This window comes from Flavobacterium sp. HBTb2-11-1, from assembly GCF_009826975.1.
In the GTDB taxonomy this organism is placed as follows: domain Bacteria; phylum Bacteroidota; class Bacteroidia; order Flavobacteriales; family Flavobacteriaceae; genus Flavobacterium.
The window spans coordinates 182,474-200,245 of the sequence record NZ_WUMO01000002.1 but is presented as its reverse complement, the minus strand read 5'-3'; the positions used below and the strand labels follow the sequence as shown (position 1 = coordinate 200,245).

The window sequence follows — 17,772 nt, the reverse complement described above, 5'->3', positions numbered from 1 at the left end:
CTCAGTCACAGTTTTCAGTCTCCGATAAAAAAACTTAGAATCTTAGTAGCTTTTGTAGCTTAGAACCTTAGCACCTTTGATTAATATAAAGTAACTGATACTGTTTTGGTGTAATTCCTTCGTACTTTTTAAATAATCTTATAAAATAATTGGCATCTTCAAAGCCGGCTAAATAACAGACTTCGTTAATTTGAAGGGTTGGATTCTTCAAAAGATTTTTAGCACATTTTATTTTCTCATTCAAAATATATTCAATCGGACTCATTCCTAGTTCGCGTTTAAAGAAACGATAGAAAGAGGTAGTGCTCATGCATGCTTTTTCGCTCAGAGATTTTAAGCTTATATTTTCTTTCAGATTCTGTTTGATATATTCTGTAACTTCTTTTATGGGATTGTTTGCGTCCAAAAATTTTCCTTCGTCTATAGATTTTACCGTTTGAGTTTGAATAATTCTAATCAATAATTCTTTTAAAGTTAAATCTGCAAAAATATCTTTGGCAACTGAAGTGCTCATACATTCTTTTATGAGTTTATTAATTGTTGCCGCCATTTCTACATTGTTGTAAAAGAAGTAGTTTTGGTAATTCAACTGCCAATACATGTTGGTTCCTTCTTTCGGATATTGTTCATTTAAGAAGTTTAATATTTCAACAATTTTATCCTGATCAATCGCTAATGCCAAACATTGTGTAGGATTGTTTTTTGAAGCCTCAGGAAAATCAATTTTCATTTCTACATTTGAAGGTACAATGACTGTTTCACCCGGAAGGTAAACAAATTCAGGATCATCAAAAAGATGCATGATTTTTTTGCCTCTCAGCATACTGGTAACCACCAAATCATTAAATTTTAATGGGACTTTTTGAGTCGATTCGTAGGTTTCAAATAGATTTAATTCACAATTATTAAGGTTGTAAATCGTTCTATTTTCTACAAGAGTTTTTAATGATTTCTCTTGCGATAATTGGAGCGGATTGACTAAAAATCGTTGATTGTTCATTAAATTTAATTTTTGGGTGAAGAACTAAATTTACTAAAAATATATATACAGTTTGAATATTTAAGCCTTTTTTATGCTTTGTGTAGGATCGTATAGAATAAAAAAAGAGAGAATTTTGGGTCCTCTCTTTTTCTCCTAATTTATATACTAATTCAAAATTATTCGGTGGTGCAAACTCCCGCATGAACAATTAGCCAGAAACTTCCGTCTCCACTATATGTTAAGTTATAAGTATCTGTGGTAGTATTGTTTAAATTATGCTGGTTGCCATATTGTCCAGGAGCCGCTGTAGTTGGCGGACTGTCGGATAGATACACGTGTGATTCTGTAAATACGGTTCCAGAGTGAGTTGCGTTTAAGGTTACTTGTACGTTGCTTCCTTGAATGACAACGGTTACAGTTCCAGCCAAATATCCGTTATTGATATTATTTTGTCCTGCACCTGCATACAAGTTATAAGTATAAGTTCCGTTTGTGACATTGCTGTAAGACGTAACCCAGCCCCATTTTTCTGAAAGTTGCAAACTGTTGAAAGTATTGTTGCCAAACATATAGGCAGTATCACAGGTAGTTAGGGGTGGAGGTGGCGGAGTATCGCAGGTTCTCAAACAGTAATTGAAATAAGTAGCCCAATTTTTTCCAGGGAATTTAATATCACCAGCCCATCCAGTTTCAGTTCTGATAACAGTTCCGTTTACAATGTTTTTCATGCTAGAATGCGCAGCAATAAATAAACATTTGTTAGCATCCAGAACGATTGCAGAAAGAGGAATTATAAAAGTATAGCTTTGAACTAATGGATTAAAAGATTTTTTATATGGAAATTGTCCAGGAATAGGATTTCCATTTGCTAATGGTACATTGGCATAAGGACCTACATATAAATGTAATTCACTAAAATACCAATCTTGAAATGCAGTATAGGTTACGTAAAGATTTGTAGCGTCATTTTCAATTAAAACTTTTCCAGCGTTGGTAAACTGGCCAGCCATAATATTAATTGAAATTGGATCGCAGTTGGAATAAGTTCCTTTAGCCGTTGCAGAAGCAGTTGAAATATTCGTTTGTTTAGCCTCAGATTGAATGTCAGTATTTACAGGTTCGTTGGTGCAATTGACAATCAGGAAAGCAAAAAAGACAAGTGTGATAATTTTTTTCATCGTAAAAGAAGTTAAAAAATTAGTAACAAAGAAAAATTAAAGCAATTTTAAAGGAGGGAATTTAAAATGCTGTTACAAATTTTATAACATATTTATCAGACTTCAAAAAATACTCGTCCAACGAGTTTTTTTATCGCTTAAATACTTGTTTTTTAGGTTTTTGTAAGTGTTTTGAATTTATATTAATTCTTCAACATGTTTTTTGATGTTTTCGGATATTTTTCTTGTAGGAAGATCATTTTCATCATTCCCAAATGGGTCTTCAATCTCTTCTGCAATTAGCTCTAAACTCGCCAAAACATAAAATATAAAAACTACAACAGGAGCTACCAAATACCCCAAACTTACTGAATATCCAAAAGGTAGCGTCATGGTGTAAAAGAAGATGAATTTCTTGATAAAAGCGCTGTAAGAATAGGGAATAGGCGTGTTTTTGATGCGTTCGCATGCCCCGCAGATATCTGTAAAAGCAACTAATTCGTCGTTTAAAGTAATAAGTTGTTCTCCAGATATTTTTCCTGCATCGTACAAATCATTGATTTTATGATACATGATTCTTTTCAACTGATTTGGCTTGTGTTTATGATGATCAATTTCCAGATCAACATCTTCAAAAAGTTGTTTGCTGGTATCTTCATCCTTTAAATGTTGATTCAGAATATCAGCATACATGGGAATATATTTTCTAAAGAACTTTCTATCATTTTCATCTTTTAAAATGGCAGAAAGTTTTATTGCAAGATTACGGCTATTGTTTACAAGTCCGCCCCAAAGTTTGCGGCCTTCCCACCATCTGTCGTAAGCGGTATTGGTTCTGAAAACAAGCAAAAGCGAAATGACAAACCCTAACATTCCATGCATAATTGGAATGTTGTGAATATAATCGTTTTTGGTTACTTTAAAATAATGAAGTTCAAGATAACATATTATTGCAGCATATATTCCAATTGCAATCATAATCGTAAACAGTTTTCTAACGGTATCCGATTTATGAAAATGAAAAATAAATGTAAACCAGTCTTTGGTATTGTATGTAATCATTGAAGTGGGTTTTGAAACAAATTTAAATTAAAAATCAACTTTTGAACGTAAAACGGAAGAAAATATTTTAGCTCATTTAGAATAGACACAGACATTTATTCATGTGTTTAGGCAAAAGATAGTCTTTTAGAAATTCGAGATTCTTGGTAATAGAAAAAAAATCTGCTGGATTTGCTAATCTGCGAGCTATTTTTTCTCACGCAGATTTAGCAGATCCAGCAGATAATATGTGGTTTTTTAATTAGAAAAGCTAAAAATTAATATTTCCTGCTAATTCTTTAAGAGCAATTTCAGATAATTTTGCTTCGTATTGTGCGTTACTGTAACGCACTTTTGCATTGACATAATTTAGCTGGGCAGTTCTAAAATCAAGTGTTGTAATGGTACCGATTTTAAATTTGTCTAGCGTGATTTCTAGATTCTGCCTAGCAATATTCTCATTATTTTCTTCTAAATCAATTAGTTCTAAGTTTGTCAAATACGTTTGAAATGCAGTGCTCAATTGCGTATTCAAAAGCGTATTCTGCTGTTCGATTGCAAGTTGTGAATTTTCAATCTGAAGTTTGGCTACTTTCTCGTTGCGATGCTGATTAAAACCGTCAAAAATATTCATCGAAGCATTAAAACCGTAGTTCAAACCTCTTGAAGACGTTTCGCTGGTAAAACCCAAACTAGACTGACTTTCAGAAAAGTTGTATCCTGAAGTTAATCTTAAAGTAGGGTATCGGTCTGCTTTTACTTGTTTGAGCTGTAATTCGGCGATACGTTTATTGATAATTTGCGCCTCTAAACCTGGATTTTGTTTTTGGGCCAAATCCATCAAATCGGCCAATACTAATTTGTTGTCTACTTTGACTTCATCTGTAACTTTGAAATCAATCTTTGGATCGCGTGCTAAATGCTGATTCAGCAAGATTTTGCCATTGGCATAAGCTTCTTTTTGTCTAAGCAATGCAACCTGATCTGAATTTAAATCAACTTGAGCATTTAAAACTTCCAGCTTTGAAGCTTTCCCGATACTAAAGCGATTTTTTGCTAAAGTTAAGCGCTGATTCGAAATTACTATTGTAGTGTCTAGTGCCGCCAATTGTTGTTGCATTTGCACTAAATCATAATAAGCCGAATTTACCTGTGCAATTTTGACTAAAATAGTTCTTTTTAATTCTGCGTCACCCAATTTTTGAAGCTCTTTCAGCTGATCTAGTTTGGCAAACATTTTCATTCCGTCAAAAACAGTCCAACCTATACTGACACCATAATTTAAACTATTGTTTTTGGCGTTATCCAATGAGGTAGATGTACCGTCTTGTCGTACTTGTGTAGAGTTGGTAATGCTATTGTTATCTGTAATGTTTGCCGTTGCTGTTGGCAGCATTCCTGCATTTCCAATTGTAACGTTTGTTTCGTTTATTTTGGAATTGTTTTTAGCAATTTTAATTTCAAAATTATTTTCCAAAGCTATAGTCATAGCTTGTTCAATAGTAAGAACTTCCTGTGCCTTTGCCTGAATAAAGCAAAAGAATAGAATAAGTACCGTACAGTATGTTTTTTTGATATTCATATTTGTTTTCTTTAACCAAAAATTGCGTTTTGGTTTCTATTTAATGCTTTCTCTTTCGTATTCGTCAATATGGTCAAATTCAGGATAATGTTTTCTAGCTTTAGACCACATTAAATAAATGGCAGGAATTACAAAAAGCGTTAAAGCCAATGAAAAAATAGTTCCTCCCACAATCACAACCCCCATACCAATTCTGCTGGTTGATGCAGCTCCAAGAGACAATGCAATAGGAAGTGCTCCTAAAGCAATGGCTAAACTGGTCATTAAAATTGGACGTAAACGTGCTTCTGAAGCTTCTAAAATAGCTTCTAATTTAGGCTTTCCTTGTTCTCGTAACTGATTGGCAAATTCTACAATCAAAATACCGTTTTTGGTAACCAGACCAATCAACATTACTGTACCAATCTGGCTGAAAATATTCCATGTCTGATTGAATAGCCACAATGAGAATAACGCTCCAGCAACGGCCATTGGAACCGTCAGGATGATAATGAACGGATCTATAAAACTTTCAAATTGTGCTGCTAGAATTAAAAAGATTAATAATAAAGCCAATCCGAATGCGAAAGAAGTATTAGAGCTACTTTCTACGAAATCTCGTGATTCCCCGGCTAAATCTGTAGTGAAACTTTCATCTAAAACTTTAGCTTTGATTCGGTCCATTTCCTCAATTCCGTCTCCCATACTTTTTCCTGGTGCTAAACCAGCAGAAACGGTTGCAGACATATATCTATTATTGTGATACAATTGCGGCGGATTACTTTGTTCGTATACTTTTATAACGTTATCCATCTGAATCAGTTCGCCGTTTTTGTTTTTTACAAACATAGAAGTCAAATCCAAAGGTTTGGATCTGTCTTTTTGATCAAACTGACCAATTACCTGATATTGCTTTCCGTTTTTAATGAAATAGCCAAAACGCTGTCCGCTTAAAGAAAGCTGTAAAGTTTGCGCAATATCAAGAATAGAAATTCCTAAACTTTCTGCTTTTGCGCGGTCAATAGTAACGTTAATTTCAGGTTTGTTAAATTTCAGGTTTACGTCTGTCGTCGAAAACACATCGCTTTTGTTTACCTCATTCATAAAAAGAGGAATTTTTTCTCGCAGTTTGTCAAAATTAGGAGCCTGAATTATGTATTGAATCGGTAATCCTCCACGTCTGTTAACAGCAATTGTAGGCTGTTGGATTACTGCCGTTTTAGCATCAGGATACTGTTTGGTCCATTTTGTTAACTTATCTGCAATCTCTTTTTGAGAAACCGTCCTTTCGTCTGGTTCTTTTAATGAAAGCCTAATAAAACCCGTGTTAGTTGCCGAAGCTCCAAAACCAGGCGCGGTAATAACCAAGCTTACTTTTTTCTCAGGAATAGAATCGTCAACTAGCTTTGAAATTTCCTGCATAAAACGGTCTGTATATTCGTATGAAGATCCTTCTGGAGTAGTCATACGCATGGTTACAGAGCTTCTGTCATCATAAGGTGCTGTTTCTTTCGGAAGAATAGTAAAGAATAAATAAATCAATCCGAAACAAGCAATAAGAATAGGGAAGCTGATCCATTTTTTTTCCATAAATTTTGAAAGCGCTTCAGCATAACTGCTGTTCATTTTTTCAAAAAATGGTTCTGTTTTAATATAAAACTTCGATTTTTTCTGTTCTCCGCCTTTCATTAAATAGGCGTTTAACATTGGTGTTAAAGTAAGAGAAACGAATGCTGAAATCAATACAGCAGCACCAATTACCACTCCAAATTCCCTAAAGAGCCTTCCTACGAAACCTTCTAAAAAAATTACAGGTAAAAATACAGCAGCCAATGTTACCGAAATCGAAATTACAGCATAAAAAATTTCGTTAGAACCTTTAATCGCTGCTTCAATTGGGGACATTCCTTCTTCTACTTTTTTGAAGATATTTTCGGTTACCACAATACCATCATCTACAACCAGACCTGTTGCTAAAACAATTGCTAATAAAGTCAATACGTTAATTGAGAATCCAAATAACCACATTATGAAGAATGTAGCAATTAACGAAACCGGAATATCAATTAAAGGTCTAAAAGCAATAGCCCAGTCTCTAAAGAATAAATAGATGATAATGATTACCAATATTACAGAAATTCCCAATGTTTCGGCAACTTCTAATACTGATTTCTTTACGAAAATCGTATTGTCAAGAGCAATGTTTAATTTGATATCCTTTGGAAGATCCTTTTTTAAGGCTTCATATTTTTTATAAAACTCTTTCGAAATATCCAAGTAGTTTGCACCCGGCATCGGTACAATTGCCAAACCAATCATTGGTAAACCAGACTGGCTTAATTTGGTTTCGATATTTTCGGGACCTAATTCTGCTCCTCCAATATCACTTAATCGGACAATTTTATCTCCGTCTGTTCTAATGATGATGTTGTTGAATTCTTCTGCTTTAGAAAGATTTCCAATTGTTTTTACAGTAAGTTCAGTGTTATTACCCGTTAATTTACCTGATGGAAGTTCAACATTTTGCGCATTCAAAGCTGTACGCACATCGGCTACTGTACAGCCATAAGCGGTAAGTTTTGCAGGGTCAATCCATAAACGCATCGCGTAACGTTTCTGTCCCCAGATCTGCACGCCACTCACTCCCGGAATTGTTTCTAAACGTTGCGAAATAACATTTTCTGCATAATCGCTTAATTCTAAAGAGTTTCTTGAGTCACTCTGAACGGTCATCGAAATAATAGCGTCGCTATCAGCATCTGCTTTCGATACCACTGGCGGAGCATCAATATCTTGTGGAAGATTTCTAATGGCTTGCGAAACTTTGTCACGAACATCATTCGCAGCTTCTTCTAAATCTTTATCCAGATTAAATTCAATTGTGATATTGCTGCTTCCTTGGTTACTTGAGGACGTAATATTTCTAATTCCGTCAATTGCATTTACAGCTTTTTCAAGAGGTTCTGTAATTTGCGATTCAATAATATCGGCATTGGCACCCGTATAATTGGTACGAATGGATACCTGTGCAGGGTCAATAGAAGGGAATTCTCGAACACCTAAAAAAGTATAACCAATAAAACCGAATAATATAATTAATAGATTCAGTACTATGGTTAAAACAGGTCTTCTAATACTTGTGGTTGATAAACTCATTTGTAATTTTGGATTTTAGATTTCAGACTTTAGATTTCTGATTTATTGTTAAATCGCTATTATCTTTAATCTATATTCAAGTCTTGCGACTTTTGACTTTAAGACTTTTGGCTTTAGAACTATTTTACTTTAATCTTAATTGGAGCTTCGTCTTTTAATGACATAACACCGCTTGTGATCAAAGTATCTCCAGGTTTTAATCCTGCTAAAATTAAAATTGAAGAATCTGTTCTTGTCGTTGCGTCAACCATTACTTCTTTTGCTTGGCCATTATTGGCGACATATACTTTTTTACCGTCTTGAATAGGTACAATTGCTTGAGAAGGAACAACTATGGCATCTTTAATGATATTTAAAGGCAATTTGATATCTGCAAAAGTTCCAGGAAAAAGTTTTCCGTCAACATTATCAGCAAGGGCACGAATTTGAAGTGTACGCGTTGCTACGGCTACTTCTGGTTCGATAGCATAAATTTTTGCATTGTACGTTTTGTCTGATCCAGAAACTTTAAAATCAATTACTGATCCTGACTTTACTTCTGCAGCATATTTTTCAGGAATTGAAAAAGTAATTTTCAATTTGCTGGTATTTACCAGTTTTGCCACCAAAACAGTAGGGGTAATATAAGTTCCTGGAGAGATGTTGCGCAAACCAATTTTCCCTGAAAATGGTGCTCTAACAGATGTTTTAGAAATCTGTGCTCGTATTAATTGAGATTGGGCTTGGGCAGAAGCAAGGTCAGCTTTTGCAACATCAGCTTCTTCTTGGCTGATGGCTTCTTTCTGCAACAGTAATTTTGCTCTTCTTGCGTTTTCAGCGGCCAAATCTTCTCGGGTTAAAGCTTGTCTTAATTGCGCTTTTAACTCAATATCATTTACTTTTAAAAGTACCTGTCCTTTAGTAACGTTGGTGCCTTCATTAAAAAATATTCCTTCAACAATTCCTGAAACCTCACTATGAATTTCTACTTGTTCATTAGCTTCAATAGATCCTGATAATGCTAAATTATTGTCAAAAGTGGCCGTTTTTATTACGATTCCATTAACAGTTGTTGGAGATTTTTTATCATTAAACTTTTTTGAGTCTTCATTTTTTCCCTTGTTAGATATAATTCTGTAGGTAATAAAGCCTCCAATTGTGATGATTAAAAGCGTGTAAATAAGGTGTTTTAATTTCATAAACTTGAGGTAAATATAGATTTTAGGTATGTGTTTTGGTAAGCTTACAAATTTAACTTTTTGATGTGAAATCGAAAGCCGTTAGCTTTTATTTAACATTTGTATGTACAAAGGTTTGCGTTTAGACTGAAGACGGAAGAAAAGGTTTAATTAAATATTATTTTTTTTAAAGGCAATAATAAAATTTCACTCAAAAAATCTTCTATCACATCGCAAAATCGCTGATTGTTTCTGACATGAAAGAATTTTTATGCATTTTGTCTGATTTTTTTTGCACTTTATCGATTTTATTTGTATCATTGATATGTTAAACAAAATGATAAGATTTTGCATAAACACTAATGGTTGTGTTTAGTTTTTGTGTTAAAATACGGATTTAGAAGTTGTTTTTTTTTGGTTTTGGTTATTATAATGAATAATTGTATTAACAAGTGTTTATTCTTTATTGTTGAATAATATAAAAAAAATAATTTATGAAGAAAAAATTACTTCTCGGTTTATGGTTTACATTTTTACTTCTTTCAATTGGCTATCTGTTTTGGCAAAACGAGTTTAAATACAGTCTCCCAACACCTATTCCAAAGAATTATCACGCTATTGCAATGGGATCTGCAATAGAACTTGGTCCATGCTGTGCATTTGATAACAAACCCATTTTTATACATTTCTTTAACCCCGAATGTCCGTGTTCTCGGTTCAATGTGCCGCATGTCAGTGATTTGATAAAAAAATACGGGGATCAGATCAATTTTAAAATTGTTGTGTTGAACAAACAGAAAAAATTTACTATTGATGAAATTCAAGAAAAATTTGACGCCGAGATTCCTGTTTACTTTGATGAATCAATTGCTAAAAAATGTGGCGTTATTTCAACACCTCAAGCGGTTTTGCTAGATCAGTCGCATAATTTGTATTATAGAGGCAATTACAATAAAACCAGATATTGTACGGATACTCGAAGCAATTATGCCCAAATGTCAATCGATTCGCTCCTTAGCAGAAAAGGAAATCCGTCTTTTAACGCCTTAGCTCTTAGAGCTTACGGATGCTCATTACCTAAATGTACTAAATAACTATTTTTTCCAAAAACCTAAAACTAATAACCTATGAAAACAAAAGCTAGCTTAAACGAACAAGACTATCTGCACAGTTTTATGTCTACAATGACACAAAAATCAGATACAATTATCAATTATGTACTTGCAGTATATTTTCTGCTGGGCATCGGTCTTTCTTTTAAATACGATACTTTCGAGATTGGCGTTGGCGTTGGAACGCTAAATCTTTTGTTGTACTACTCGGCAAAATTTTTTATGAAAAACTCTAAATTTTACCAGTATGTTCTGTCTGTTGTTCTGGCAATTTTTATGGCGCAGTACATTTATCAAATGCACGGAATGTTTGAAATGCATTTTACGGTATTTATTGCCAGTACGATTTTAATTATTTATCAGAACTGGAAACTTCAAATTCCGCTTACTTTACTTGTTGTTCTACATCACGCTGGTTTAGCTTATCTTCAAAACTATATTTATAATGATGCAAACGGATTTCAGGTTTACTTTTCTCAAGTAAATTTTGATCTTGAAACTTTGATTATCCATACCGTTTTGGCTGCTGTTGTATTTTTTATGAACGGTTACTGGGCGTATTATTTTAAAGAACATAGCGAAAATCACATTTCGAAAATTTCAGACGAATACGAGTTAGAAAACATGAAATTGGCTTCGGCGAAATACAGTTCAATGTCTGCTACAAAAGATTATAATGATTTTATTCATAGAACAACTTTAGATTTAAAGTTGCCTGTAAATTCTGTTTTAAAGCTTATTGATGTTTCGAAAGGACATACAGATAATGATAAATTACTGAGTTATCTTGAAATGATGAGAGAAAGCGCCAAAAAAATAGATGATTTAGTTAATGATATCCACGTAAAATCGACAAATAGCAGGAATTAGAACTCGAGCCAAGCCCCAAAACAATACTAATATTTTTTAAACCAATTGTATGTTTAAGTATGATTTACCAACTGCAGTGCCTACGCTGCATAATCTTAAAAAAATAATTGAAGATTTTTTGAATGAAAGCATAACATTAGATTCGATCGAAAAAATTAAAATCCAATCTGATTTTGAAATAGAGGTAAGAGAGATTTTTAAAAATTACCAAACTAGCTCTCATGTTTATGATCTCGATTTTCAGTATAAAAAGCTGATTCAGATCGTGAACGATATTCGCCAGCTTAATCTTGTGGTTGATAATGAGATTCCTGAATGGCTTGAAAATGAACTTGAAACCGTTTTTCGCAAAATCAGAAATATTCTTCTTGTCTTGGAGATCGAGTCAAATTGAAAATGGTTTAAAGGATTCATTTTATACTTACTGAATTGTAAATTAATTTAAATGTAAAATTTATGGATACCAGATTGCACCGTCCTACACCTTCTGATAGAGAAGTGGACTGGAATAAGAATAAAGTACTGCTTAGTAAAACTGACAAAAAGGGAACCATTTTATACGCGAATGAAGACTTTATAGATGTTTCTGGTTACGATGAATTTGAACTTGTCGGCCAGCCACATAATATAATTCGCCATCCAGATATGCCCAAGGTTATTTTTAAATTCTTATGGGACAGTATCAAATCCAGCGAGAACATTCATGTTATTATAAAGAACATGGCCAAAACGGGACGTTATTACTGGGTTGTAACCGATTTTAAAATCGTAGCAGATACCGATGGTGAAATTGTAGGTTTCTTTTGTACCCGAAAATCGGTTCCGAACGATATCATTGTAAAATTTATAGAGCCTTTGTACAAGAAACTTTTGCAGATTGAAGAAACCAGTGGTATGCACGCTTCAGAGGAGTATTTGGTGGGCTTTCTTGAAGAAAGAAAGAAAACCTACATGGAATATATCGATCATTTGATTGCAACTGGAAAAGATGATAAAAACAAAATAAGCAAAGGCATATTTAGCGGTCTTTTTGAAAAAAAGAGTGATGTTAAAAAGAAATAATGAACTATATACTTCATTGTGTCAGCTAAAGACATTGGACTTTAAATTTGTTCCCCCAGCAAATATGAACCCCTCAATAAAAAATTAAAATGTTCAAATCTGATGCAATGAAGTTCTTTATTTTTATCATTATTAGTACAGATGACAAGTACATTTTTCGGCATTTTCATTAAGAAGCGTATAGCTTAGAAAAAAGGTGTGTGAGCCGTTGTTGTAATTGCTAAATTTTGTTGTAGAAATGTCATAAGCATATCCAACTTTTAGATCATCAATAAGCTGAATCCCTAAAAAGATTCCTGCACTAGCATTGTAATCAAAATTCACAGAAGCCAAATATTTGTTTAAATAACTGTAATTTAATGAAGTTAAGATGCTAATTGGTGCTCCAGGAGTTACGCGGGCTAAAAGAGCTGGAGTTAATGTGATATCACGTCTTAGTTCGAATTGATATCCAAAATTTGTATAATAGTAATTTTTTCTATTGGAAAGTGTTGTTCCTGAAGAGTTGCTATAAGTAGATTGCAATAAGTTTGGGCTCGAAATCCCGATAAAAAATTTATCAGAATAGAAATTTGCACCTGCACCAAAAATAGGGGAGGTTTTGTTTTCTTGATTAAAATTACTTATTTCTTCTCCTGGTTCATAAATGTCTAGATTGTTTCTGTTGACGTTGTAAGAGTTTATTCCAGATTTGACACCCAAAACCAGTTTGTATTTTCTATTGAGTTTAATGTAATATGCAAAATTGCCTTCAAGATTATATTCACGTTTTGCTCCAATTACATCATGATACAGACTCAAACCATATCCAATTTTTTGCAAAGATTTTGTGTCCGCAGATAAATATTGTGTTTTTGGTGCGCCATCGAAGCCAACCCACTGACTGGAATACATTCCAACAATATTTAGACCATCGGCAGAACCTGCAAAGGCAGGATTGTAAAATAATGGATTATAATTAAAGATAGATAATTTTGCATCATTCTGCGCGCGAATATTATGAATTGAAAATATAACGATTATAAAAAAAAATAAAGTCTTAGTAAGAGTTCTATCCATTATTGTGTATATATAAAAAACCTTTTTTTGTAGCCTCAGTTTGGTCTTTTCGTTTGTAATTTAAAATGTAAAAATAATTTCCCGTAGGTAGTTTTTCATCCTTTATGAAAATTTCTCCTGCATTTGCACGGCCATAGAAATAATTTTGATCGATTCCATATCCTGACATTTTATATACTAGCTGTCCAAATCTATTATAAATCTGAATTGAATTATTTGGAAACAGTTCAATAAACTCAATTTTTAAATAATCATTTGATGTATTATCATTAAGAGTAATCAGATTATAAATGTTGACATCGCAAGGTTCAATATTAACAGTAATTGCGGTACGTACGTTGCTTTCACATTTAGTTTCGGAATCAATAATTGCGGCAAAATATGTTGTTCCATCTTCAAGTTCGGTATTGTGAGAAAGTTGATTGGTACTATTTATACTGCTATAGTATCTTACTGAGGAGCTATAATGATTTAAATCTTTAATTCTCCATGTTGATTCTTGTTTTAAACAAAATTCTTGAGTAAAATCCGGAGAAATTACAGCAGTGCCTTCTTTTAAAATTGCAGTGACTCCCCATCGTGAACTTGAGCAACCCGTTGCTTTGTCATAGTCAGAAGAGTAATAGATGACGTTGTTTTGCAATGGTGTATCCGGACTAAGAATATTCCCTCCATCTTGAGCATCGTACCAACTTACAGAAAGCCCTTTAATTTGAAAATTAGCAATAGTAGGAGCAGAACTTAAGCAAAACTCTTGTATTGAATTCCCAATTGGAGGTCCTAAAGCATTTAGTATTATTGAAACTTTAGTTCTAGGGCCTAAACAACCATCTTTATAGGTAGCTGCATAAATTTCTCTGTTGGAAATTACTTTCGTAATTTCACTAACTTCATCAGTTGATAAAAGAGAATCAAACCATTTCACTGTTAATCCATTTGTCTCAAGGCTCGCTAAAGTTGGGGTTGGATAATGGCAGAAAGTTTGTATTTCTGGAATCGCAGGTTTAGCAATAGGATTTGTTTCGATGTGTATTGGTTTTGAAATTGATGATGAACAACCTCCATCTGAATAGGCTGTTAAAGAAACAGTGTAATCACCTGAATTTTCAAAAATATGACTTGGATTTTTTAGATTAGAAGTTGTTCCGTCGCCAAAGTTCCATTCCCATTTGTTAATTGTTCCATTGACAATAGAAGTGTTGTCTTGGAAAGTAATAGGGCTATAAGTAGTGTGATCAGTTTTACACGGAATGGAAGCAGAAAATCTAGGAGTTATTACAGTCGGATTTGCTAATGTTGCTTGAATTATAGATTCGCATTTGTTGCCATTATTATATGAAGTCAATAAACACTCGAAAGTCGCACCAGGAGGATAATCTGCTAATGGTAGTGTTATACTTTGAGTAGGAGTTCCGACCACTTGCCCATTGTAAGTCCATGAATATCCAATAAAACCAGAAGGAGCGGTCAAAGTGAAGTTATTTCCGCCATCACAAACAGCAACATTAATTTTAAGTTTGCTACATTTTGCAGAAATGTAGGCATATCCAAAATGCTGTACAAAACTACAATCTCTAGTAGTAAATTCGATCGCTATTTTTTGACCAAGATAATTAGATAGATTAATACCTACAGTATTCCATTGGGTCCAGTAAATATCACCGCATACATTTGCATTTTGGTTAGGTTCGCCTGAACTTACATTATATACTCCGCAATAAGGATCAATTTCATTTCCTTGAGCATTTAGAATCCTTACGCTAAAATTAGGTTGAGATTCTTTATCATGTCCACCATCCTGAAGCACCACTGCATATTTGTAAATAAACAAGTTATTATCTGGTGTTACAACATCTACATCGTAAATTAATCTGTCAGCTTCAGTACCGCCTCTATTATTACCGAGCCTTGCAGCATGTGTTTCTCCAGGGGGAACCATAAACAATTCTCCGCCACACGAAGTTGCAACACTATCTACTACCTCGGTGTTAGTTATAAAATGATGGCTAAAATTAGCTCCCTTATTTAAATTTGGATTACTTCTTGGACCATACGAAGCTCTCCAACCTTCAAAGTCTGCATTTGAAAAATCAGAATTAAAGCAACCTGATTGTGCATTTATAAGGTTTGCGATGAAAAATAGAAATAAAAAATAGTAATTTTTTACCATTCATTGTAGTATTGATTAAAAAATTGCTTTTTGGAATTTAGCAAATGTAAGATTTTGGAATAAAAAAATGATCTTTTTAAGCAAAAAGTTAAAAAATATGAAAAACAAAAAAAAATCTTTTATAAAAGGAAGATTAACTAATATAATTCCAAATATTCTTCTTCTTAGTTAACTCAATGAAGATGTTTCTTAAAACAGCATGCTCAGGTTTTTGAAGAGCTGAATCTTCTCTTAAGATTTTCATGGCATAATTTCGAGCTAAAGAAAGAATTTCTCTATCCTTGACAATATCCGCGATCTGTAGATTTAATGCACCGCTTTGCTGTGTTCCCATCATGTCTCCTGGACCACGAAGTTTTAAGTCCACTTCTGCAATTTCAAAGCCGTCATTGGTCTGCACCATAGTTTCCATTCTGGTTTTACTGTCAGAACTCAGTTTATGGCCAGTCATTAAAATGCAATAACTTTGCTCCGCACCACGACCGACACGTCCGCGCAACTGGTGCAATTGCGAAAGTCCGAACCTTTCGGCGCTTTCTATAATCATTACACTGGCGTTTGGCACGTTTACACCAACTTCAATTACGGTTGTAGCAACCATGATATTGGTTTTTCCTTCAGAGAAACGCTTCATTTCTGCATCTTTATCTGCAGGTTTCATTTTTCCGTGAAGTATCGAAATAGAATATTGAGGCAATGGAAAATCACGAGAAATGCTTTCGTAACCATCCATCAAATCCTTGTAATCCATTTTTTCAGATTCCTGAATCAGCGGATACACGATATAAATCTGTCTTCCTTTTGCAATTTCGTCACGAAGAAATTTCCATACTTTTAAGCGATTTGTGTCATAGCGATGTACAGTTTGAATTGGTTTCCTTCCTGGCGGTAATTCGTCAATAACCGAAATATCCAAATCACCATATAAACTCATTGCCAATGTTCTCGGAATAGGAGTGGCGGTCATAACCAAAACGTGTGGTGGAATATCATTTTTCTTCCATAACTTCGATCTTTGCTCCACACCAAAACGATGCTGTTCATCAATTACGGCCAAACCTAAGTTCTGAAACTGCACTTTATCTTCCAGTAAAGCATGAGTTCCAATGAGAATTTTAAGTTCTCCGCTTTCCAGTTCGTCATGAATAATTTTTCTTTCAGAAGTTTTTGTAGAACCCGTTAATATTCGAATATTGATGTTTAGCGTTTTAGCAAATTCCGACAAACCCAAAAAATGCTGATTGGCCAAGATTTCTGTAGGTGCCATCAAGCAAGCTTGAAAACCATTGTCAATAGCCAAAAGCATGCTCATAAAAGCCACAATCGTTTTTCCAGAACCTACGTCACCTTGAAGTAAACGATTCATTTGGGCGTTACTTCCCATATCAGTCCTGATTTCTTTGATTACTCTTTTTTGAGCATTCGTTAAATCAAAAGGAAGGTGGTTTTTATAAAATTCATTAAAAAGTTCGCCCACTTTGTCAAATGGATGCCCTTTTATTTTATGTTTCCGAATGAGATTCTTTGTAATTAATTGCAACTGAATAAAGAACAATTCTTCAAATTTCAGTCTAAATTGTGCTTTCGCTAAAATTTCAGCGCTTTTAGGAAAATGAATATTGAATAAAGCAGCACGTTTCGGAATCAGCTTTAATTCTTCTATTAAAAATGGCGGAAAAGTTTCGGTAAACAACGCTTGTGTTTCCAAAAAAAGCTGTTCCATCAATTTGTTTATCGTACGGTTCGAAATGCCTTTATTAGCTAAAGCTTCTGTCGAAGGATAAACAGGTTGCATAGCCGAACGCAAACTTCTTTCGTGTTCGCTTAATAGTTCAATTTCTGGATGTGCCATACTGAATTGGCTTCCGTAAAGCGAACATTTTCCAAAAATAACCAAAGGTTCATTAAGTTTTAAACTTTCACGAATCCATTTATGCCCTTGGAACCAGTTTAAGTCAATTTGCCCCGTATCATCAACAAAACTAGCCACGAGACGTTTTTTGTTTTTAGCAAATTCAACTGTTTTGATGTGAATTATTTTTCCAATAATTTGAACCTCAGAGCCTGTATTCTGCAATTCATTAATCTTATAATAACGCGTTCTGTCAATGTATCGATTCGGAAAAAGATTGACTAAATCTCCATATTTATGAATGCCCAATTCCTTACGAAGCAGCTGGCCACGGCTTGGACCAACACCTTTTAAGTATTCAATTGGAGTTTCTAGAAGATTATTAGACATTCGAAGATTAGATTTTATAGAGTCAAGAACAAAAGAGTCAAGAAGAAAGAAAAAAGACAACGTATATTCAATATTTCTTGCTTCTTGGCTCTTTTATCTTTAGAAAAGCGAAGATAAATTTTAATTGGGAATTTTGAAAATGAATTATCGTTTTCAAGTGTTTGAATATTAACTTATCGTTAAGCTGTAAAAAAGAAACGCAA

General features: G+C 33.8%; 13 protein-coding genes. 4 read left to right on the top strand and 9 right to left on the bottom strand.

What is annotated here, in order from left to right:
* Positions 1 to 67: 67 nt before the first annotated feature.
* The 6 genes from GR162_RS05990 to GR162_RS05965 all read right to left on the bottom strand — a co-directional run bounded on the left by GR162_RS05990 (position 68) and on the right by GR162_RS05965 (position 9,075).
* Positions 68 to 1,000 (bottom strand): AraC family transcriptional regulator, encoded by a 933-nt coding sequence (locus tag GR162_RS05990; protein WP_066034700.1) that lies wholly within the window; start codon positions 998 to 1,000, stop codon positions 68 to 70.
* A gap of 158 nt (positions 1,001 to 1,158) precedes the next feature.
* Positions 1,159 to 2,160, bottom strand: a complete 1,002-nt coding sequence (locus GR162_RS05985; protein WP_160781361.1) for a hypothetical protein — start codon at positions 2,158 to 2,160, stop codon at positions 1,159 to 1,161.
* A gap of 177 nt (positions 2,161 to 2,337) precedes the next feature.
* On the bottom strand, positions 2,338 to 3,201 hold the full coding sequence (locus GR162_RS05980; RefSeq protein WP_091131899.1) for a bestrophin family protein: 864 nt from the start codon (positions 3,199 to 3,201) through the stop codon (positions 2,338 to 2,340).
* A 250-nt stretch (positions 3,202 to 3,451) separates the two neighbouring features.
* Positions 3,452 to 4,762, bottom strand: coding sequence for a TolC family protein (locus tag GR162_RS05975; RefSeq protein ID WP_008463984.1), 1,311 nt, complete (start codon positions 4,760 to 4,762; stop codon positions 3,452 to 3,454).
* 36 nt (positions 4,763 to 4,798) lie between these two features.
* The gene (locus GR162_RS05970; protein WP_160781360.1) at positions 4,799 to 7,897 is read right to left on the bottom strand and encodes an efflux RND transporter permease subunit; all 3,099 of its coding nucleotides are present in this window, start codon (positions 7,895 to 7,897) and stop codon (positions 4,799 to 4,801) included.
* A 119-nt stretch (positions 7,898 to 8,016) separates the two neighbouring features.
* The gene (locus tag GR162_RS05965) at positions 8,017 to 9,075 is read right to left on the bottom strand and encodes an efflux RND transporter periplasmic adaptor subunit (RefSeq protein ID WP_160781359.1); all 1,059 of its coding nucleotides are present in this window, start codon (positions 9,073 to 9,075) and stop codon (positions 8,017 to 8,019) included.
* Positions 9,076 to 9,548: 473 nt separating this feature from the next.
* On the opposite strand from GR162_RS05965, the gene GR162_RS05960 reads away from it, so the two are divergent.
* From GR162_RS05960 to GR162_RS05945, 4 genes are all read left to right on the top strand, one after another.
* Entirely contained in the window at positions 9,549 to 10,148 is a 600-nt protein-coding gene (locus tag GR162_RS05960) for a redoxin domain-containing protein (protein ID WP_160781358.1), read from the top strand.
* A gap of 33 nt (positions 10,149 to 10,181) precedes the next feature.
* Entirely contained in the window at positions 10,182 to 11,036 is an 855-nt protein-coding gene (locus tag GR162_RS05955; protein WP_066034695.1) for a hypothetical protein, read from the top strand.
* A gap of 49 nt (positions 11,037 to 11,085) precedes the next feature.
* Positions 11,086 to 11,430: a hypothetical protein gene (locus tag GR162_RS05950; protein WP_160781357.1), complete on the top strand. Its 345-nt coding sequence runs from the start codon at positions 11,086 to 11,088 to the stop codon at positions 11,428 to 11,430.
* A gap of 62 nt (positions 11,431 to 11,492) precedes the next feature.
* The gene (locus GR162_RS05945; protein ID WP_066034694.1) at positions 11,493 to 12,098 is read left to right on the top strand and encodes a PAS domain-containing protein; all 606 of its coding nucleotides are present in this window, start codon (positions 11,493 to 11,495) and stop codon (positions 12,096 to 12,098) included.
* A 132-nt stretch (positions 12,099 to 12,230) separates the two neighbouring features.
* Here the strand turns inward: GR162_RS05945 and GR162_RS05940 are convergent, their stop codons facing one another.
* From GR162_RS05940 to recG, 3 genes are all read right to left on the bottom strand, one after another.
* Positions 12,231 to 13,157 carry a type IX secretion system membrane protein PorP/SprF gene (locus tag GR162_RS05940; protein ID WP_160781356.1) on the bottom strand — a complete coding sequence of 309 codons (927 nt, stop codon included), beginning with the start codon at positions 13,155 to 13,157 and terminating at the stop codon, positions 12,231 to 12,233.
* Positions 13,150 to 15,327, bottom strand: a complete 2,178-nt coding sequence (locus GR162_RS05935; protein WP_160781355.1) for a gliding motility-associated C-terminal domain-containing protein — start codon at positions 15,325 to 15,327, stop codon at positions 13,150 to 13,152. The genes GR162_RS05940 and GR162_RS05935 overlap by 8 nt, the downstream gene beginning before the upstream one ends.
* Before the next feature lie 133 nt (positions 15,328 to 15,460).
* Positions 15,461 to 17,569: an ATP-dependent DNA helicase RecG gene (gene recG / locus GR162_RS05930; RefSeq protein WP_160781354.1), complete on the bottom strand. Its 2,109-nt coding sequence runs from the start codon at positions 17,567 to 17,569 to the stop codon at positions 15,461 to 15,463.
* Positions 17,570 to 17,772: the final 203 nt, after the last annotated feature.